This is a genomic window from Lentzea sp. NPDC003310, from assembly GCF_040610935.1.
GTDB lineage: Bacteria > Actinomycetota > Actinomycetes > Mycobacteriales > Pseudonocardiaceae > Lentzea.
Genome location: NZ_JBEXNC010000008.1, coordinates 383157 through 401536, shown reverse-complemented (window position 1 = coordinate 401536; position 18380 = coordinate 383157). Strand labels below are relative to the sequence as shown.

The following is an 18380-nucleotide window of genomic DNA, read 5'->3' as shown; positions in this document are numbered from 1 at the left end:
CTCAGCGGAAGTCGCTGACCCGGAAGGCCGACAGCATGTCCTGGTAGCGCGGGTTGGTGGCGTGCGGGTAGAAGGACGCCTCGACGCCCACCCAGCCGCGGAAGGCGCCGTCGTCGTCGATGATCTGCATCATCGGCTTCACGTGCGAGTTGCCCGTGTAGCAGGACTCGATGTCGGTGCCGTTCGGCCGCCGGGTGAGGCACGTGCACCAGTGCCAGTGGGTGTCCCTGCGGTCGCTGCTGGAGATGCGCTGGATGTAGTTCTGCAACGAGCTGTCGTCGATGGCGCTGCCGCCGCCGGTGCCGGGGCAGCTGGGCTGGTCCTGGCAGGCCTTCTCCGAGGACGGCTGCAAGTAGGTCAGGCACCAGGTCGTGGTGGCGCAGGCACCGTAGGACCCGATCTTGAACGCACCGCCCTCGCCGTGGTTGACCGCGTCGTGCGTCCAGCCCTGGTAGTCCTGCAGGAGCGTTCCGGGGAACGCGCGCACGCTCGCCGCGGACCGGCTGGTGGTCAGCGCGGCGTTGCTGCCGTAGGCGTAGCCGGCCGTGGCCAGGGTGTTGAACGTCTGGTCGAGGCGGACGAGCTTGCCGTCCGGGCTGGTCGCGACGGTCCACCGCTCCGACCACGCCTGGCCGGCGTCGGTCCACGTGATCCGCAGCTCGGTGCCGTCGACCGAGTACCGGCCCGTCCTCGTCTCGGGAGGGGAGCCCAGGAAGCCCCCGGCGGTGAGCACCTCGCACGCGCGCACGAGGGTCTGGCCGACCGCGTTGGACTTGGTCGTGCACGATCCGTCCGGTGTCGTCCCGGTGCCCTGGCGCGCGACCGGCTGGCGCTGCCACCAGAGGTACGTCCGCGCCCGCACGGCACCGTCGGACGTGAACTGGTAGTTGCCGAGGCGCACCCAGTTGTCCCGCGCCGTGCCGGCCTTGAACGAACCGAGCGCGACGACGAAGTTGGCCTTGCCGCCGGGCAGGCCGGCGGCCGACGCCGGGGTGGTGAGCAGGAACGCGAACAGGGCCAAGACGAGCAGGACGACCGGTGACTTGCGCATGCATCCCCCAGAGATGAGCTAGTCCTCCAAGTAGTTCACCACGAGTGGCGTCGCCTCGCTCGCGAACTCCTCGAAGTAGCCGTGTCGCGCCCCCTCGATCAGGTGCATGCGCGCGCCGGGGATGCGTGAGGCGATCAGCGGCGCGTTGGCCGTCGGGTTGAAGATGTCGTCGGTGCCGTGCACCACGAGCGTCGGCGCGGTGATGGACGGCAGCACGTCCCACGCGTCGTGCTCGGCGCTCGCGAAGAGGTGTCGCTTGCGCGCGTGCGGCGGCATCTGCGGATCGCCGAGCGTGTTGTACGGGCCGCGGTACGCCGGCGTGTACATCAGCTCCTCCAACGCCCTGCGCGCCTTCATGGGCTCGACCTGCGCCAGCGACTTGCGCACCTCGGCGCTGCGCTCGATGCCGTGCGCGCCGCCGGGGGAGGTGCAACCGAGCACCAGCCGGTCGACGTGCTCGCCGTGCGCGGCCGCGAGCCACTGCGCGATCCGGCCGCCCATCGACGTGCCGTAGACGTGTGCCCTGTCGATGCCCGCGTCGGTCAGGATCGCCACGCAGTCGGCGGCGAACATGCGGGTGCTGTACGGGACGTCCGGCTTGTCGCTGGAACCGGTGCCGCGGTGGTCGGTGACGATCGTCGTGAACCGCGCCGAGAAGTCCTCGCGGACCTGTGACCACCACTTCGAGGAGTTCGCCTGGCCCGCGATGAGCAGCAGCGGCGGTCCGGCGCCCTCGACCGAGTAGAAGAGCCGGGTTCCGTCTGCGGCACGAGCGTGGGGCACGACCAGGGAGTCTAGGACCTTGACTTCGCGATAGATGGTCTAGTCCAATTCGGGGTGACCCCCTGCCGGCCGCCAACGCGTGAGGGATGGAACCCATGCAGTTGTTCGCTCGAATATCCGCGGTGGCCGCACTGGTGCTCGGCACCGTGATCGTGAGCCTCGCCCCTGCCAACGCCGCCGGAGTCACGGCGACGTTCTCCAAGAACGGCTGGTCGACCGGCTACACCGCGACGGTGACGATCAAGAACGAGACCAGCGCGGCGATCAGCTCCTGGAAGGTCGAGTTCGACTACCCGGCCTCGACCACCGTCGGCGCGTACTGGGACTCGCTGCTCACCAAGAGCGGCAACCACCACACGTTCGTCAACCGGGAGTACAACGGCTCCGTCGCCCCCGGCGCGAGCGTGACGTTCGGCTTCAACGCCGCCGGCACCGCCGACCCGGCGAACTGCACGATCAACGGTGCCGCGTGCACGGGTGGCACGGGTCCGACGACGTCGTCCACGACCACCACCACGACGACAACCACGACCACGACCACGACGACGACCACCACGACGGGGCAGCCGCCCACGGGCCAGCTGCCGCGCAAGGTGCTCGTCGGTTACCTGCACGCGAGCTTCGCCAACGGCTCCGGCTACATCCGCATGAAGGACGTGCCGGACGAGTGGGACGTCATCAACCTGTCGTTCGCCGAGCCCACCAGCGCGACGAGCGGTGACCTGCGGTTCGCCCAGTGCCCGGTCGCGGAGTGCCCGAACGTCGAGTCCGAGGCCGAGTTCATCGCCGGCATCCGCGCCCAGCAGCAGAAGGGCAAGAAGGTCAACATCTCCATCGGCGGCCAGAACGGCCAGGTCCGGCTGGAGACCACCGCGGCGCGCGACGCGTTCGTGCGCTCGGTGTCGGCCATCATCGACAAGTACGGTCTGAACGGCCTCGACGTCGACTTCGAGGGCCACTCGCTGTCGCTGAACGCCGGCGACACCGACTTCAAGAACCCGACCACGCCCGTGGTCGTGAACCTGATCTCGGCGCTGCGGTCGCTGAAGGCGCGCTACGGGGCCGACTTCGTCCTGACGATGGCCCCCGAGACCTTCTTCGTGCAGGTCGGCTACCAGTTCTACGGCGGGGCCGGTGGCGGCGACTCGCGCACCGGCGCGTACCTGCCGGTGATCGAGGCCATGCGCAACGACCTGACGTTGCTGCACGTGCAGGACTACAACTCCGGGCCCGTCATGGGCCTGGACAACCAGTACCACAACATGGGCGGCGCGGACTTCCACGTCGCGATGACCGACATGGTGCTCGCCGGGTTCCCGGTGCGCGGCGACGCGACGAAGTTCTTCGCGGGCCTGCGCCAGGAGCAGGTGGCGATCGGCCTGCCCGCCGCGATGTACGCGGGCAACGGCTTCACGTCCGTCGCGGACGTGCAGACCGCGCTGGACTGCCTCACCAAGGGCACGCGCTGCGGCAGCTACAAGCCCCGCGGTGTGTACCCGAACCTGCGCGGCCTGATGACCTGGTCGATCAACTGGGACAAGTACAACAACTACGAGTTCTCCAAGGCTCACCGGGCATATCTGCCTCGGTGAGCTGAGTGGGGCGGCGGGCGCACCACTGGCCCTATGACCCCGAGAGGCGGCCGCGAGCACCGCTGCCCCGATGACCCCGAGGGGGCGGCTTCCGGGCCGCCCCCTCGCTCGTCAGGCGATCGTGGACCAGAACTGCAGTTCGTAGGCCTGCAGCAGGCGGCCGTAGCGCCACGCGTGCTTCGGCTGCCAGCCCCGGTCGAGCGCGGCCTGGATCGCCGCGACCGCGCGCTCCTCGAGCTGCGGTGCGGGCGTGGCGAAGAAGTCGACGAACGCGCACGCCTCGTCGCTGAACCCGTAGTGCTCGCGCAGCCCCTTGGCCATGCGCGCGCAGTACCCGCCCCACGCGGTGAAGTTGGCCAGGATCGCGAGGATCACGTCCGTCGGCTCGCCGTTGAGCGCCATCCACGCCTGGTAGGCCGGGTAGGCCTGCGCGCCGGGGAACGGTTCGTAGGACTGGAAGTCCTTCGCCGTCATGCCGGCGGCCTCGGCCAGCGGCTGGAGCATCGGCAGCACCAGTTCCTCACCGCCCGCGAGGAGGGTGAAGAACGCCCGCGCGTTCGGCTCATCGGCCTTGGCGGCCAGCGTCAGGAATGTTCGCCAGTCGGAGGAGACGATGTGGTTCTCCTCGGCGGCGAACGTGGCGATCACGGCGCGGGGGGCTTGCCCGGTTTCGACCAGCTTGACCACGAGGTTGTCGTGCTCGCCGGGGTGCAGTTCGGTCCGGATGCGCGTGACCAGGTCTTTGGCGTTCATGGATCTTGATTCTTCCGCACCCCGGAAATGGTTGGCCAGGGCCGCGGGCGATCGGGGACCATCTTCGCTCGTGGCTGAACACACCTACCGGGTCCTCGTCCGCGGACGCTTCGCCGACCTCACCTCCGAGCAGCGCACGTCGCTGCTCGACCGCCTCCGGGGCTTCGACTTCCTGCGCGACGCGGGCTTCAGCGAAGAGGGCGCGCTGACCTACGACGAGAAGCTCGACTTCTTCAGCTACCGCGTGATCCTCACGGCCGGGGACAAGCCGGACGAGGCCGGCCTGCGCCGGGCGAGCACGGCGCTCGACGACCTGGGCGTCGACTTCCGCGGGCTCAAGGCCAAGGTCACCGACATGGACGAGATGAAGATCAACCGGCCCCGGCGGCTGGGCTGAACGCGACACGGCCCCGCACTCCGGGGGAGAGCGGGGCCGTGGTCGGGTCAGCGCGTCATCACGGGTAGTTCGCGAGGTAGGCCTCGGTCGACCCGGCGGTGGCCGTGCCACCCGAGTTGTTGATGATCCGCTGGATGGTTCCCTTGCCGCCCAGCGACACGGTCACCATGCTGTGGAACTTCACGCCGGGGGTGTTCGGCACCTCGAACGCCCGGTCGGCCACCACGGACGGGTTCGCGTTCATGAACGCGTAGCTGCCCAGGCCCCACGCCTCGTGCGTCGTGACGTTGTTCGAGACCTTGTAGGCCGCGTAGCCGCGCGTCGAGCCGTTCATCCACGCCGCCTGGTTGGGCACCTCGTACGGCATCTCGTTCTGGTAGAAGTACGTCCGGCCGCCCTGGCCGTTCCAGATGGTCTGGTACTTCTGGTAGTGCTCGACGAAGAGGCCGTACATCGTCACGTTGTTGCCGTTGACGATCAGGCCCGTGTCCGCCGTGTTGAGGTCCCAGCCCACGCCGATCGAGTGGTCACCCCGCCACAGCCAGAGGTGGTCGCCGATCACGTTGTGGCTGTTGACCACCAACGAGGTCGTGGCACGGCCCACCGCCGAACCGCCGATGCGCACGTACAGGTCGTGCAGCGACGACGGGTTGGCGCTGTGGTTCGCGTTGCTGCCCGGCTGGCCCATCTGCATCAGCAGCGGCGAGTTGGTCGGGGCCGCGTCGAGCAGCAGGCCCGCGATCTTCACACCGTCCACATCGGCCACGTCCAGCGCCATGTTCCCGTTGGTGGGCATGACGGTCGCAAGACCCAGGCCCATCACCACCGTGTCGGGACGGGTGACGCGGATCGGCTCGGAGACCTGGTGGATGCCCGGCGTGAGCAGCAGGTGCTTGCCGGCCGCGAGCTGCGCGTTCATCGTGGCGGCCGAGGTGCCCGGCTTCGCGATGTAGAACTGCGACAGCGGGATGTTCGTGCCCTGCTGGGTGCCCGACGCCCAGGTGGTGCCCGAGGTGTTGGAGCGCAGCGCCGGCACGAACACGTTGTAGGCGCCCGCGGAGTCGACGTTCAGGAACGGCTTCTCGCGGATGACCGGGGTCTGCGCGACGTTGGTGTAGGGCGGTTCGGGGAACGAGGTCTGCGGTGCGTTGCGCGCGCCGACGAACACCATGTTCCAGTTCTCACCGGTCCACGAGCCCCACTCGGTGTTGCGCGACAGCCACTGCTGCTGCGAACCGGAGCGGACCTGGCCCGTCACCACGGAGTCGGCGAGGAAGCCGCCGGACGACCAGCCGCCGTCGTCGAGCTGCATGTTGCCGTAGGTCTTGGTGCGGCGCATGGCCGAGGCCTGCGAGACGGCCCACGTGTTGGTGCCGCTCGGCGGCCGGATCGCCAGGTTCTCCGCGCCGCGCCAGAAGTTGTGCGTCGCGTTGCCCTGGAACCAGTCGGCCTCGACGTGCACCTGGCCGTTGATCGTCACGCCGTCCGGCAGCTGCCCCAGGCCGAGGACCTGGGTGAAGAAGCCGATGTTGACGTCGACGTTGTAGTTGCCGGGCTTGAACATGATCGCGTACCGGCGCGCGTCGTACTGACCCTCTTCCTGCTGGCGGAAGATGTCGTTGAGCCGCGCCTGGATCGTGGCGGCGGGCATCGACGGGTCGAAGATCACGACGTTCGGGCCGAAGTCCGGGTTGCCCGGCTGCTGCGTGCCGCCGGAGAGGCGGAAGTTCTGCGCGTTGGTCCCGTTGCAGGTGTACTGGACCAGCTGCACGTCACCGGTCGACGCGCCGGGCACGTCGAGGCACTTGGCGCTGTGGCGGTTCACGAACCGGTAGGTGTCCGTGCCGACCTGTTCCGGGCGCCATTGCTGGTTGTTCGCGGTGAACGACTGCCACATGTGGACGGCCGCGTTGTCCGCGGTCGAGACGTTCGAGACGTCCCAGACCTGGCCCTGGCCGACGGTGAAGTAGCCGTCGCTCGTGGGCGTGAAGGTCCACGTCTGACCGGAGCAACCTTGTTGGCGGAGCTGCGAGCCGTTCGCCGTTCCCAGCGACTCCACGCACTTTCCGCTGCCGACGTTCGTCACTTGATAAGCGGTTCCGGGCACCACGTCGGCCTGCGCCGCGACCGTCCACACGGGAACGATCGCCGCTGCTGCCAACGCTGCCACCAGCAGGGGGGTTCTCACGGGTCACAGGGTGGGGGTGGTTTGTTGCAACCGTCAACGAACCTAACCGTTTCCGGTCCCGTTCCGGTATTGACAAATGATTTTGTCAAATGAGACTGTGCTAGGCGTGGAGCTGTCGCCGTTGCGCCTGTCGCTGCTGGAGCTGCTGAAGTCGCCCGCCTCGGCGACGCAGCTCGCGGCCGCCCTGGACCTGCCCCGGCAGCGGGTGAACTACCACGTCAGGGCGCTGGAACAGGCCGGGCTGATCGAGCTCGTCGAGGAACGGCAGCGGCGCGGCTGCGTCGAACGCGTGCTGCGCGCGCGGCCCGGCCGGGAGATCGCGGCGGACGTCCAGGACCAGTTCGCCGCCACGCACCTCGTGTCGGTCGCGGGGGACACCGCGCGCGAGGTCGAGCGGATGTCGGCGGCCGCCGCCGACGCGGGAAAGCGCTTGCTCACGTTCACGGTGGAGACGACGGTCCGCTTCGGCGCGCCCGGCGACGTCCACGAGTTTACGAGCGACCTGGCCGAAGCGGTGCGGCAGATCGCGCTGAAGTACGACACCGAGACAGGCCGCCCGTACCGGGTGGTCGCGATGGGCCATCCCGGAGTAGCAGATGAGTGACCACGAGGGCGTCCGGATCGAGATCACCGTGGCCGCGCCGGTCGACGAGGTGTGGCAGTCGTTCCGGGACAAGGAGAGGCTGCGGCACTGGCACGGGTGGGACCTGCCCGAGCTCGACGCCGAGATCGACGAGATCTACTTCCGCAACGCCGAGGAGGACGGCACCACGCTGATCGTCCAAGGCCACGACACGTTCGCGCTCAGCCCCGTCCCGGAGGGCACGCGCGTGGTGCTGACCCGCGCGCCCAAGGGCACCTCACCCGAGTGGGACGACTACTACGACGACATCACCGAGGGCTGGATCACGTTCCTGCACCAGCTCAAGTTCGCGCACGAGCACCACCCCGGCGAGCAGCGCCGGACGCTGTTCTGGCCGTCCGAGGTCGACCTGGGCGTGAGCGGCAAGCCGTTCTTCGAGAGCGAGAACCAGCGCGGCGTCGTGGTCGAGGAGTTCGGCCCGGGCCTCGTCGTCACGAGCGCGAAGATGACCGTCGTGACGACGTACGGGTTCTCCGACGCCGAGCTGGAGGCCGTGCGTCAGAAGGGACCGGCCGACCCGAAGTAGCGGGTCAGGAACTCGTTGCGGAAGACGCCTTTCGGGTCGTGCTCGCGCAGCAACGACCGGAAGGCGTCCCACTGCGGGTAGCGCGCGGCGAGCAGCGCCGGCGGCACGGTGAAGAGCTTGCCCCAGTGCGGCCGCGGCGCGATCGCCTCCTCCATCCGCGGCAGCAGCGCGAGCACGGCCGGGGTGTTCGGCACCCAGGTGAAGTGGATCGCGACGCTGTCGCGGTCGTGGGCGGGGCTGAGCCACTGCGGTTCGCCGTTGACCGTGCGGATCTCGCAGGCCTGCACCAGCGGGGAGATCACCGTGGACATCTCGGCCAGCGCCCGCAATGCCGTCACGGCACGGGTGCGGGGCACGAAGTACTCGGTCTGCAGCTCCTCGCCGACCGACGGCGTGAACTCGGCCCGGAAGTGCGGCAGCCGTTCGTGCCACGGGCCGGGCACGCCGTCCTGCACCGTGCAGCGGGAGGCGGGCTGGCCGGGCACCGGGTGGGCGGGCTCGGACGCGCGACGGCCGGGGAACGCGAACTCCTCGTCGCCCACGCGGTGCTTCGCCCACAGCGTCGCGCCGCCCTGCCAGTCGATGAACGCGCTCACGCTGTACGCGCCGTCGAAGATCTGCTCGAACCGGACCAGCAGCGTCGTCCACGCGACGTCCTCGTAGACCGTCTGCGCCACCTGGAACGTCGGCACCACGTCGAGCGTGACCGTGAGGACGACGCCGAGGCCGCCCAGCGACACGGCCGCGCCCGCGGAGGTCAGCTCGACGACCGACCCGTCCCCGCGCATCACCTCGACCGAGCGCACGGCCCCCGCCAGCGAGCGCGCCCCGGAGCCGTGGGTCGCCGTGGTGATCGCCCCGGCCACCGTGATGTGCGGCAACGACGGCAGCGTGTGCAGCGCGAGGCCCACCGCCTCCAGCCGGACCGCCAGCGTCGCGAGCGTCATGCCCGCGCTCACCCGGACGGTGTGGCCGGACACCTCGAACACCTCGGGCATGTCCGCGAGCGACACCAGCGTGCCGGTCGTGTCGGCGATCGTGCTGAACGAGTGTCCCGTCCCGACCACGTGCACGGCCGAGGAACCCCGCACGACCGCCCGCAGGTCGTCGGCCGACGCCGGGCTGACGGCCTGGGCCGCGCTGAACGTGACGTTGCCCGCCCAGTTGGTGCTCATACGGACACGGTAAGCGCCGACGCCAGCAAACGTCGTGTGTAGGGATCCCGTGGCGCGGCGAACACCTCCGTGCCCTCCTCGACGACGCGGCCCCGGTGCAGCACGGCGACCCGGTCCGCGAGGTGCTGCACGACGGCCAGGTCGTGGCTGATGAACAGGCACGCGAACCGCAGCTCGCGCTGCAGCTCGCGGAACAGGTCGAGCACCCGCGCCTGCACCGTGACGTCCAGCGCGGACGTCGGTTCGTCGGCGATCAGCAGGTCGGGGCCGAGCGCGATGGCCCGCGCGATGCCGACCCGCTGCCGCTGCCCGCCGGACAGCTCGTGCGGGTACCGGTCGCGCAGGGCCGGCCCGAGCCGCACGGCGTCGAGCAGCTCGTCGACCTTCGCGGCCAGCTCGGCGCCGCGCAACGGGGTGTGCAGCAGCAGCGGCTGGGCGATCGACCTCGCGATCGTGGCACGGGGGTTCAGCGACGACAGCGGGTCCTGGAACACCAGCCCGATCCGGCCCCGGTCGGCCTTGCGCAGCTCGGAGACCTCCCGGCCCGCGATCGTGAGCCGGCCGGTGTAGCGGGTGAGACCGGTGACGGCGCCCGCCAGCGACGACTTGCCGGAGCCGGACTCGCCGACCAGGCCGAGGGTCTCGCCGCGGCCGATGGTGAACGAGACGCCGTCGACGGCGCGCAGCCTGCCGTAGGTGACGGACACGTCCGCGAGCTCCAGGACGGGCTCCTCGGCCTGCCGTGCGACCAGCTCGCGCGACTCCAGCCGCAGGACCGAGTCGAGCAACGTCCGCGTGTACTCCTCCGCCGGCGTCCGGAACACCTGCCGCACCGGCCCGGTCTCGACGACCCGTCCGGCGTTCATGACGACCACCCGGTCCGCGAGGTCCGCCACCACGCCCATGTCGTGCGTGATGAGCAGGATCGCGACGCCGAGCCGGTCGCGCAGGTCCCGCAGCAGCCCGAGGATCTCGGCCTGCACGGTCACGTCCAGGGCGGTGGTGGGCTCGTCCGCGACGAGCAGCGACGGCTCGTTCGCCACCGCCATCGCGATCACCACGCGCTGCAGCTGCCCGCCGGACATCTCGTGCGGATAGGCCTTGAACCGCTCCGGCGGCAGCCCCACGAGTTCGAGCAGTTCCACGGCCCGTGCGCGTGCCTCGGCCCGTGAGACCGCACGGTGCACCCGCACGGCCTCGACGATCTGGCTGCCGATGGTGAACACGGGGTTGAGGGCGCTCATGGGTTCCTGGAACACCATGCCGACCTCGTTCCCCCGCACCTCCCGCAGCTCGGCCGGGGACAACGAGTACAGGTCGCGGCCGTTCAGCACGGCCCGTCCCGACACCGAAGCGGTCGGGGGCAGCAGCCCCAGCAACGACATCGCGGTCACGGTCTTGCCCGAGCCCGACTCGCCGACCACGGCGAGGACCTCCCCGGTCGTCAGCGAGAACGAGACCTCGCTGACGACCGGGGAGGAACCGAAGTCCACCGAGACCTCCTCGACGGACAGCAGCGCACTCACTGGGAGATACCCGCCTGGAGGTAGTTCGGGTAGGCGGGAAAGTCGGCGATGTAGAAGTTGCCGACCTTGGAGCCGTGGATGAACGAGTTGCGGGTGTAGATCAGCGGCACGACCGGAGAGTCCTGCAGGATCCGCTTGTCGATGGCGGCCCACTTCTTGCCGGCCTCGACGGCGTCGACCGTGGTCTGCGCCTCCTCGATCAGCTTGTCCACCTCGGGGTTCGAGTACCGCGAGATGTTGTAGCCGCCCTTGCCGATCTCCGAGGTCGCGAACAGCGGCTGAATGTTCGCGTTGGCGCTGGGGAAGTCCGGCTGCCACGACGACAGGGTGAGGTCGTAGGTCGGGTTCTCCGCGAGGTTCGTCTCGGTCTCGAACGCGTCCGCCTCCAGCGTCCGCAGGGTGACCTTGATGTTCGCCCGCGCCAGCGCGGCCTGGATCGCCTCGGCCTTCTCGGTCTGGTTGTTGGACTTGTTCAGCACCAGCGACAGGCCCTCGAGGCCGTTCGGGAAGCCGGCCTCGGCGAGCAGCGCCTTGGCCTTGTCCGGGTCGCCCTCGGGCTTGCTCGGGTAGAGGTCGAACTGCTCGCGGCCCTCGATGCCCTGCGTGATCAACGTCGTGGCGGCGTCGCCGGCCAGTGCGGCCGTGCCCGCCGAGGCGATCTGGTACGCGGACTTGTTCACCGCGTACTGGAACGCCTGGCGCACCTTGACGTTGTTCAGCGGCGCCTTCTGCGTGTTGAGCGCGAGGTAGGCGACCGCGCCCGACTTCGACGTCACCACGCGGGACTTCGCGGACGGGTTGGCCTGCAGCTGCGCGAGCTGGGCGGGGGAGGCGAAGGACGCGCCGAACGCGAACCTGTCGTCACCGGAGTCCGCGGCGAGGCGCTGCGAGACCACGGAGGCGTCCTGGCCCAGCTGGAACACGACCTCGTCCGGCAGGCCCGCGCGGACCTGGTCCTTGGAGCCGTCCCAGTTCGGGTTGCGCGAGAGCTTGACCTCGACGCCCTTGGTGTAGGTCTGGATCTGGTAGGGACCCGACGCGATGGCGTGTTCCTGGTAGTCGGGCTCGGCGCCCTTGCCCTTCGGCACCGGCGCGAACGCGGGCGTCGAGGCGATCCACGGCCAGTCGCCGTACGGGCGGGTCAGCTTGAAGGTGATCGTCTTGGCGTCCGGGGTCTCGATGGAGTCGAGCTCCTTGCCCTCGAACGGTCCCTTGTAGTCACCGCCGCCGAGCAGGTCCTTGTGGTAGCCGAGACCGCCGCCGAACGCCGGTGCGAACGAGCGCTCGACGCCCCACTTCACGTCCGCGGAGGTGATCGGCGTGCCGTCGCTGAACTTCAGGCCGTCCTGCAGCACGAACGTCCAGGTCTTGCCGCCGTCGGTGGTCTTGCCGGTGTCGGAGAGGTCCGGCACGACCTTCGCGGGCTGCCCGACGGCGTTCTGCCAGCCGGTCAGCCTGCGGTGCACGAGGCCGAGCGAGGTGATCGCGAGGCTCTGCGACTTGGCCGGGTCGAAGTTGATCGTGCGCGACTCGGACAGGATGCGCAGCGTGCCGCCCTTGCCGGGTTTCGCGGCGGGGTCACCGGAGGGCTGGTCGTTCGCGCCGCACGCGGCCGCCCCCAGGGCACCGACGAGCACGAGCGCGAGAAGTCTCTTGCTGGACAACGGACTTTCCTCCCTCAGGTGAGTCGTGCTCGCGGATCGAGCACGCCGTAGGACAGGTCGACGACGGCGTTGGCGACGACTACGAGAAAACCGGCGAACAGGGTGCAGCCGAGCAGCGTCGGCAGGTCGCGGTTGTGCACGGCCTCGATCAGCAGGCCGCCGAGACCCGGCAGGCTGAACACCCGTTCGGTGATGACGGCGCCGCCGAGCAGCGAGCCGAACTCGATGCCGGTCAGCGTGACGACGGGCAGCAACACGTTGCGCAGCGCGTGTTTCCCGACGACGGTCCGCTCCGGCACGCCCTTCGCACGGGCGGTGCGGATGAAGTCCTCGCTCATCGTCTCGAGCATCTGCGAGCGGGTGAGCTTGACGTAGTGGGCGCCGTGCGCGAACGCCAGCACGCACCACGGCAGCACCAGGCCCCACGCCCAGCGCACCGGGTCGTCGGCGAACGCGGTGTAGTTGCCGACCGGGACCACGTTGAGCTGGAAGCCGAGCACGAGGATGCCGAGCAGCCCCACCAGGTACACCGGCGCGGACACGCCGATCACCGACCCGGCCAGCGCGACCCGGTCGAACCAGGAGTCCTTGCGCAGCGCGGCGACCACGCCGATCGCGACGCCGGCGCCGACCCACAGCACCGCGGCGCCGATCGCGAGCGAGAACGTCACCGGCAGCCGGTCGCCGATCAGTTCCAGCACGTCGGTGTTCTGCCGGAACGAGTAGCCGAAGCACGGTGCCGCGCAGTGGATCGCGGTCGCGCCGGTGCCGAACGTGCGCCCGGTGAAGATCCCGCCGAGGAACGTGAGGAACTGCTGCCACCACGGTTCGTCGAAGCCCATGAACTCCCGCGCCAGTGCGAGGTTCTCCGGCGTGCACGGCTTGCCGCACGCCAGCAGGGCCGGGTCCGACGGCACCAGGTAGAACACGACGAACGTGCAGAAGGCGACGATCAGCAGCACGAGCACCATGCCGCCGAGCCGGGCGAGGGCGTACTTCACCGCTTCGTCACCGACCTCGGGTCGAGCGCGTCGCGCAGCCCGTCGCCCAGCGCGTTGAATCCCCACGTGACGGCGAACAGCGCGAGGCCGGGGAAGATCAGGTACATCGGGTCGACCCGCACCCAGTCGATGGCGGCGCTGATCGACCGGCCCCAGCTCGGCGTGGGCGGCAGCACCCCGACGCCGAGGAACGACAGCGCGGCCTCCAACCCGATCTTGCCGGGCACTGACAACGTTGCCATGACCAGCACCGGACCCCACAGGTTCGGCAGCAGCTCGGTGCGGAAGACCTGCCACGGCGACGCGCCCAGCACGCGGGCCGCCTTCACGAAGTTGCGCTCCTTCAACGTGAGCACCTGCGCCCGCACGATCCGCGCGGTCGACGGCCAGCCGAAGAAGCCGATCACCACGATCAGCAGCAGCGCCCGCGGGAACTCGGCCGGCACGACCGCGCCCAGCGCGATCATGAACACCAGGTACGGGAAGCCCAGGAACACGTCCGCGCCCCACACGACGACCCGGTCGATCCAGCCGCCGAGGTAGCCCGCGGCCGCGCCGATCAGCACGCCGAGCGCGATCGACACCAGGGTGGCCGCGAGCCCGATCAGGAACGACGTCCGCGCGCCGTGCACGATGATCGCGAACAGGTCGCGGCCGGTCAGCGGCTCGACGCCGAACCAGTGCTCGGCGCTCACCCCGCCGAACGACCCGGCCGGCAGCCCGGTGTCCGGGTCGAGCGCGGTCGCGTCGTAGGTGTACGGGTCGTGGCCCTCGATGGCGGTGAGGACGTCCGCGAAGATCGCGACCAGCCCGATCACCACGACGGTGATCGTGCCGGTGAGCGCCCAGCGGTCGCGGGCGAGCACCGCTCTGATCGCGGCGGGCACCGACCGCGCGACGACGGGAGTGGACAACGGAGTGACCTGCTTCTGGGGCTAGTTGATCTGTCGGGGCGTGACAGTAAGCCGATCGAGTGAGTGAGTCGTCCACGTCCACTGGCTGAGAACCTGTTAACACTATGGCTTCAGTGTCGACCGAAATTCAATTGCCGATGGTGGCAGGGTGGGTATACGTGGACGCTGAGATACAGAAGCTGCGACAGATGTCCGGGCTGGTCACGCCGATGGCGCTGAGGGTGGCCGTGACCCTGGGGCTTCCGGACCGCCTGCGCGACCGGCCTGCCACCGCTCACGAACTCGCCCCCGGACTGGAGGTCGATCCGCTCGCGCTCGACCTGCTCCTGGCCCACCTGACGGCCCTCGGCGTGATCGAACGAACAGACGCCGGCTACCGCACCACCGACTTCGGCGCCCTCCTCCGCGCCGATGCCGGCAACGGCCTGCACGGCTTCCTCCACCAGGACTCACCGGCCGGTCGCGCCGACCTGGCGTTCGTCGACCTGCTGCACAGCGTCCGCACCGGCGAGTCCGCCTACGAGGTCCGCTACGGCCAGGGCTTCTGGGCCGACCTGGCCGCACACCCGCACCTGCGGGCCGCGTTCGATCGGCAGATGAACCACCGCATGGCCGCGTGGATCCCTCGGCTGGTGGCGGCGGCGGACTGGTCGCGGTTCGGCACGCTCGTCGACGTCGGCGGCGGGAACGGCCGCACGCTCGCCGCGATCCTCCAGTCCAGTCCCGGGACGCGCGGTCACCTGGTCGACCTGCCGGACACGGTCGCGGGAGCGGCGGAGATGTTCCGCGAGCTGGGGCTGGAGGCCGAGGTGACCGGTGGAAGCTTCTTCGACCCGCTGCCCGCCGGAGACGCTTACCTGCTGGTCGACGTCCTGCACAACTGGGACGACGAGAAGGCGCACGAGATCCTGGCGCGGTGCGCTGCGCACGGGACGAAGGTGCTGGTCGTGGAGTCCCTCGGGGAGAGCACGGAGTTCGACCTCGTCATGCTCGCCCACTTCGGCGGGCGGGACCGAGGGCTCCACGACCTCGAGCGGATGGCCGCGCGGCACGGGCTCGTGCTGGAGTCGGTGACCCCGGTGAACGGGCGCAGCCTGCTCGAGTTCACTCGCTGAGCGCGGCGATCCGTTCCTGCGCCTCGGCGAGGTCGTCGGTGGTCGGCGCGTCGTCCTGGGTGAGGGCGCGCCGCCAGTAGCCGGCGAACTCGATGTCCTTCTTGGACACTCCCAGACCGACGAAGTGCCTGCGCAGCGCACGAACCGCAGAGGCCTCGCCGCCGAGCCACACCCAGGTCGACGGTTCGACCTCCGCCGCCGTCACGGTGGAGACCAGGTCCTCCCCGGCACTGCGGTGCACCCACCGCACGCCGGGGACGTCCTGTTCCTCCGCCGGGTCCGCGATCTCGACGAACACGAGCCGCCGCTGAGCGTCCGGCAGCAGTTCGAGCAGCGACGCGATCGCGGGCAGTGCGGTCTCGTCGCCCGCGAACACCAGCAGGTCGGCTTTCCCGAGAGGCACGGCGTACTCGGGTGACGGCCCGAACCTGCCGATCACGTCGCCGACGCGGGCGCGGGCCGCCCAACTCGATGCCGGGCCGTCGTCGCCGTGCAGCACGAAGTCGATCGTGAGCACGCCGCCTGTCAGTGACCGGACCGTGAAGCTGCGCATCCACGGCCGTTCGTCCTCGGGCATGGCCAGGTACGCCTGGTACCAGGTGCCGACGTCCGGGGAGTCCGAGACGTGCGCTGCGCGGCCCGGCTTGGGGAACAGCAGTTTGAGCTGCTGGTCCGGCCACGTCCCGATGGCGTCGAGTCCGGGGCCATCGAACGTCAGGCGGGTCATCCGCGGGGTGAGCGGCTGGACCGAGGTCACCGTCAGCAGGCTCATGACAGGTACTCCTTGAGGTGCCGGGCGGTCAGGGTGTCCGAAGTGGACACCAGATCGCCGGGGGTGCCGGAGAACACGACCTGGCCGCCGTCGTGGCCCGCGCCGGGACCCATGTCGACGATCCAGTCGGCGTGCGCCATCACGGCGAGGTGGTGCTCGATGACGATGACCGTGTTGCCCGAGTCGATCAGCTGGTCGAGCAGGCCGAGCAACTGGTCGACGTCGGCGAGGTGCAGGCCGGACGTCGGCTCGTCCAGCACGTACGTCGAGGCCTTCTCGGCCATGTGGATCGCGAGCTTGAGCCGCTGGCGTTCCCCGCCGGACAACGTGGTGAGCGGCTGGCCGAGGGACAGGTACGACAGGCCGACGTCGTGCAGGCGGCCGAGCACCGCGCGGGCCTGGCCGGACGGGAAGAAGTCGCGGGCCTCGGCGACGGACATGCCGAGCACCTCGCTGATGTTCTTGCCCCGCAACGTGTAGCGCAGCACCTCGGGGGTGAAGCGCTTGCCCTCGCACTTCTCGCAGACCGTGGCGACACCGGCCATCATGGCGAGGTCGGTGTAGACGAGCCCGATGCCCTTGCAGTTCTCACAGGCGCCTTCGGAGTTCGCGCTGAACAACGCCGCCTTGACGCCGTTGGCCTTGGCGAACGCGGTGCGGACCGAGTCGAGCAGGCCGGTGTAGGTGGCGGGGTTGGACCGGCGCGAGCCGCGGATCGGCGACTGGTCGACCGTGACGACGCCGGGCCGGTTGCGCAGCGAGCCGCGGACCAGCGACGACTTGCCGGAGCCCGCGACGCCGGTGACGACGGTCAGCACGCCGAGCGGCAGGTCGACCGAGACGTCCTTGAGGTTGTTGGTGCGGGCTCCGCTGATCGTCAGGAAACCCTTGGGGGAGCGGAACTCCGACCTCAGCTTGGCCCGGTGGTCGAGGTGGCGGCCGGTCAGCGTGCCGGAGGTGCGCAGGCCGGCCACGTCGCCGGAGTAGCACAGGTGGCCGCCGTGCACGCCCGCGCCGGGCCCGAGGTCGACGACGTGGTCGGCGATCTCGATGGTCTCCGGCTTGTGCTCGACGACGAGGACGGTGTTGCCCTTGTCCCGCAACCGCAGCAGCAGGTCGTTCATCCGCCGGATGTCGTGCGGGTGCAGGCCGACGGTCGGTTCGTCGAAGACGTAGGTGATGTCGGTGAGCGAGGAACCCAAGTGCCGCACCATCTTCACGCGCTGCGACTCGCCGCCGGAGAGCGTGCCGGACTCGCGGTCGAGGGAGAGGTAGCCGAGGCCGATCTCCACCAGCGAGTCGAGCGTTCCGCGCAGCGTGGCGAGCAGCGGTGCGACGGACGGGTCGTCGATCTCGTGGACGAACTTCGCGAGGTCGCTGATCTGCATCGCGCAGCAGTCCGCGATGTTCACGCCGCGGATCTTGGAACCGAGCGCGGCCTGGTTGATGCGGGCGCCCCGGCAGTCCGGGCAGGGGGCGAAGGTGACGGCCTTGTCGACGAACGCCTTGATGTGCGGCTGCATCGAGTCGCGGTCCTTGGACAGGACCGTGCGCTGCAGCTTGGTGATCAGGCCGTCGTAGGTGATGTTGCTGCCGCCGATGTTCAGCTTGGTGGTCGGCTTGTGGAGGAAGTCGTGCAGTTGCTGCTCGGTGAACGTGTTGATCGGCTGGTCGGCGGGGTAGAGGCCGGAGTTCGCGAGGACCTGCCAGTACCAGGTGCCCACGCCGTAGTTCGGGGCGTCGATCGCGCCGTCGTTCAACGACTTCGTGCGGTCGACGATGGCGTCCACGTCGATGGTGGTGACCTTGCCCAGGCCCTCGCAGGCCGGGCACATGCCCTCGGGCAGGTTGAAGCTGAACGCGCCGGACGTGCCGACGTGCGGCTCGCCGAGGCGGCTGAACACGATCCGCAGCATGGTGTGCGCGTCGGTGGCGGTGCCGACGGTGGACCGGGAGTTCGCGCCCATCCGCTCCTGGTCGACGATGATCGCCGCGCTCAGGTTGTGCAGCGCGTCCACGTCGGGCCGGCCGATGGACGGCATGAAGGACTGCAGGAACGCCGTGTAGGTCTCGTTGATCATGCGCTGGGACTCGGCCGCGATCGTGCCGAAGACCAGCGAGGACTTGCCGGAGCCGGACACGCCGGTGAAGACGGTCAGGCGGCGCTTGGGGACGTCGAGCGAGACGTCCGCGAGGTTGTTCTCCCTGGCCCCGCGGACCTGGATCACGTCATGGCTGTCGGCGACAGCGTTCACAGCTGCTTCCCCCAAATGATTCTTT

The 18380-nt window shown here is 69.7% G+C and carries 16 protein-coding genes; 5 read left to right on the top strand and 11 right to left on the bottom strand.

The window, feature by feature from the left end:
- Nucleotide 1: 1 nt before the first annotated feature.
- Both ABZX02_RS19065 and ABZX02_RS19060 read right to left on the bottom strand, forming a co-directional pair.
- Nucleotides 2-1051, bottom strand: coding sequence for a hypothetical protein (locus ABZX02_RS19065; RefSeq protein ID WP_355299822.1), 1050 nt, complete (start codon nucleotides 1049-1051; stop codon nucleotides 2-4).
- Between the two features lie 18 nt (nucleotides 1052-1069).
- On the bottom strand, nucleotides 1070-1834 hold the full coding sequence (locus ABZX02_RS19060) for an alpha/beta fold hydrolase (RefSeq protein WP_355299821.1): 765 nt from the start codon (nucleotides 1832-1834) through the stop codon (nucleotides 1070-1072).
- Nucleotides 1835-1929: 95 nt separating this feature from the next.
- Between ABZX02_RS19060 and ABZX02_RS19055 the strand changes: the two genes are divergently transcribed.
- Nucleotides 1930-3426, top strand: coding sequence for a cellulose binding domain-containing protein (locus ABZX02_RS19055; protein ID WP_355299819.1), 1497 nt, complete (start codon nucleotides 1930-1932; stop codon nucleotides 3424-3426).
- A gap of 111 nt (nucleotides 3427-3537) precedes the next feature.
- On the opposite strand, the gene ABZX02_RS19050 is transcribed toward ABZX02_RS19055, so the two are convergent.
- Nucleotides 3538-4179, bottom strand: a complete 642-nt coding sequence (locus tag ABZX02_RS19050) for a transcriptional regulator (protein WP_355299818.1) — start codon at nucleotides 4177-4179, stop codon at nucleotides 3538-3540.
- Between the two features lie 70 nt (nucleotides 4180-4249).
- On the opposite strand from ABZX02_RS19050, the gene ABZX02_RS19045 reads away from it, so the two are divergent.
- Nucleotides 4250-4576, top strand: coding sequence for a DUF6204 family protein (locus ABZX02_RS19045; protein WP_355299816.1), 327 nt, complete (start codon nucleotides 4250-4252; stop codon nucleotides 4574-4576).
- 58 nt (nucleotides 4577-4634) lie between these two features.
- Here ABZX02_RS19045 and ABZX02_RS19040 read toward each other — a convergent pair whose 3' ends face one another.
- Complete coding sequence (locus ABZX02_RS19040; protein WP_355299814.1) at nucleotides 4635-6764, bottom strand: RICIN domain-containing protein; 2130 nt, start codon at nucleotides 6762-6764, stop codon at nucleotides 4635-4637.
- Nucleotides 6765-6870: 106 nt separating this feature from the next.
- Between ABZX02_RS19040 and ABZX02_RS19035 the strand changes: the two genes are divergently transcribed.
- Nucleotides 6871-7368 (top strand): helix-turn-helix domain-containing protein, encoded by a 498-nt coding sequence (locus ABZX02_RS19035; RefSeq protein WP_355299812.1) that lies wholly within the window; start codon nucleotides 6871-6873, stop codon nucleotides 7366-7368.
- Nucleotides 7361-7933, top strand: a complete 573-nt coding sequence (locus ABZX02_RS19030; RefSeq protein WP_355299810.1) for a hypothetical protein — start codon at nucleotides 7361-7363, stop codon at nucleotides 7931-7933. The genes ABZX02_RS19035 and ABZX02_RS19030 overlap by 8 nt, the downstream gene beginning before the upstream one ends.
- On the opposite strand, the gene ABZX02_RS19025 is transcribed toward ABZX02_RS19030, so the two are convergent.
- From ABZX02_RS19025 to ABZX02_RS19005, 5 genes are read right to left on the bottom strand one after another with little or no spacing between them, the layout of a single operon-like run.
- Nucleotides 7906-9108 (bottom strand): D-arabinono-1,4-lactone oxidase, encoded by a 1203-nt coding sequence (locus ABZX02_RS19025; RefSeq protein WP_355299808.1) that lies wholly within the window; start codon nucleotides 9106-9108, stop codon nucleotides 7906-7908. The two genes, ABZX02_RS19030 and ABZX02_RS19025, sit on opposite strands and share 28 nt — an antisense overlap.
- A complete protein-coding gene (locus ABZX02_RS19020) occupies nucleotides 9105-10634 on the bottom strand; it encodes an ABC transporter ATP-binding protein (protein ID WP_355299806.1) in 1530 nt (509 codons plus the stop codon). Before ABZX02_RS19020 ends, ABZX02_RS19025 begins: the two co-directional genes overlap by 4 nt.
- Nucleotides 10631-12298 (bottom strand): ABC transporter substrate-binding protein, encoded by a 1668-nt coding sequence (locus ABZX02_RS19015; RefSeq protein ID WP_355299804.1) that lies wholly within the window; start codon nucleotides 12296-12298, stop codon nucleotides 10631-10633. The genes ABZX02_RS19020 and ABZX02_RS19015 overlap by 4 nt, the downstream gene beginning before the upstream one ends.
- 14 nt (nucleotides 12299-12312) lie before the next feature.
- Nucleotides 12313-13299 carry an ABC transporter permease gene (locus ABZX02_RS19010; RefSeq protein ID WP_355299802.1) on the bottom strand — a complete coding sequence of 329 codons (987 nt, stop codon included), beginning with the start codon at nucleotides 13297-13299 and terminating at the stop codon, nucleotides 12313-12315.
- Nucleotides 13296-14213, bottom strand: coding sequence for an ABC transporter permease (locus tag ABZX02_RS19005; protein WP_355299801.1), 918 nt, complete (start codon nucleotides 14211-14213; stop codon nucleotides 13296-13298). The genes ABZX02_RS19010 and ABZX02_RS19005 overlap by 4 nt, the downstream gene beginning before the upstream one ends.
- A 158-nt stretch (nucleotides 14214-14371) precedes the next feature.
- Between ABZX02_RS19005 and ABZX02_RS19000 the strand changes: the two genes are divergently transcribed.
- The gene (locus ABZX02_RS19000) at nucleotides 14372-15328 is read left to right on the top strand and encodes a methyltransferase (RefSeq protein ID WP_355299799.1); all 957 of its coding nucleotides are present in this window, start codon (nucleotides 14372-14374) and stop codon (nucleotides 15326-15328) included.
- Here the strand turns inward: ABZX02_RS19000 and ABZX02_RS18995 are convergent.
- Nucleotides 15318-16100, bottom strand: a complete 783-nt coding sequence (locus tag ABZX02_RS18995; RefSeq protein WP_355299797.1) for a siderophore-interacting protein — start codon at nucleotides 16098-16100, stop codon at nucleotides 15318-15320. The two genes, ABZX02_RS19000 and ABZX02_RS18995, sit on opposite strands and share 11 nt — an antisense overlap.
- A complete protein-coding gene (locus ABZX02_RS18990; protein WP_355299795.1) occupies nucleotides 16097-18355 on the bottom strand; it encodes an excinuclease ABC subunit UvrA in 2259 nt (752 codons plus the stop codon). Before ABZX02_RS18990 ends, ABZX02_RS18995 begins: the two co-directional genes overlap by 4 nt.
- Nucleotides 18356-18380: the final 25 nt, after the last annotated feature.

Coding starts and splice junctions, on each gene's coding strand:
- ABZX02_RS19065 (WP_355299822.1), bottom strand. CDS start 1,051: ATGCGCAAGTCACCGGTCGTCCTGCTCGTCTTGGCCCTGTTCGCGTTC.
- ABZX02_RS19055 (WP_355299819.1), top strand. CDS start 1,930: ATGCAGTTGTTCGCTCGAATATCCGCGGTGGCCGCACTGGTGCTCGGC.
- ABZX02_RS19050 (WP_355299818.1), bottom strand. CDS start 4,179: ATGAACGCCAAAGACCTGGTCACGCGCATCCGGACCGAACTGCACCCC.
- ABZX02_RS19030 (WP_355299810.1), top strand. CDS start 7,361: ATGAGTGACCACGAGGGCGTCCGGATCGAGATCACCGTGGCCGCGCCG.
- ABZX02_RS19025 (WP_355299808.1), bottom strand. CDS start 9,108: ATGAGCACCAACTGGGCGGGCAACGTCACGTTCAGCGCGGCCCAGGCC.
- ABZX02_RS18995 (WP_355299797.1), bottom strand. CDS start 16,100: ATGAGCCTGCTGACGGTGACCTCGGTCCAGCCGCTCACCCCGCGGATG.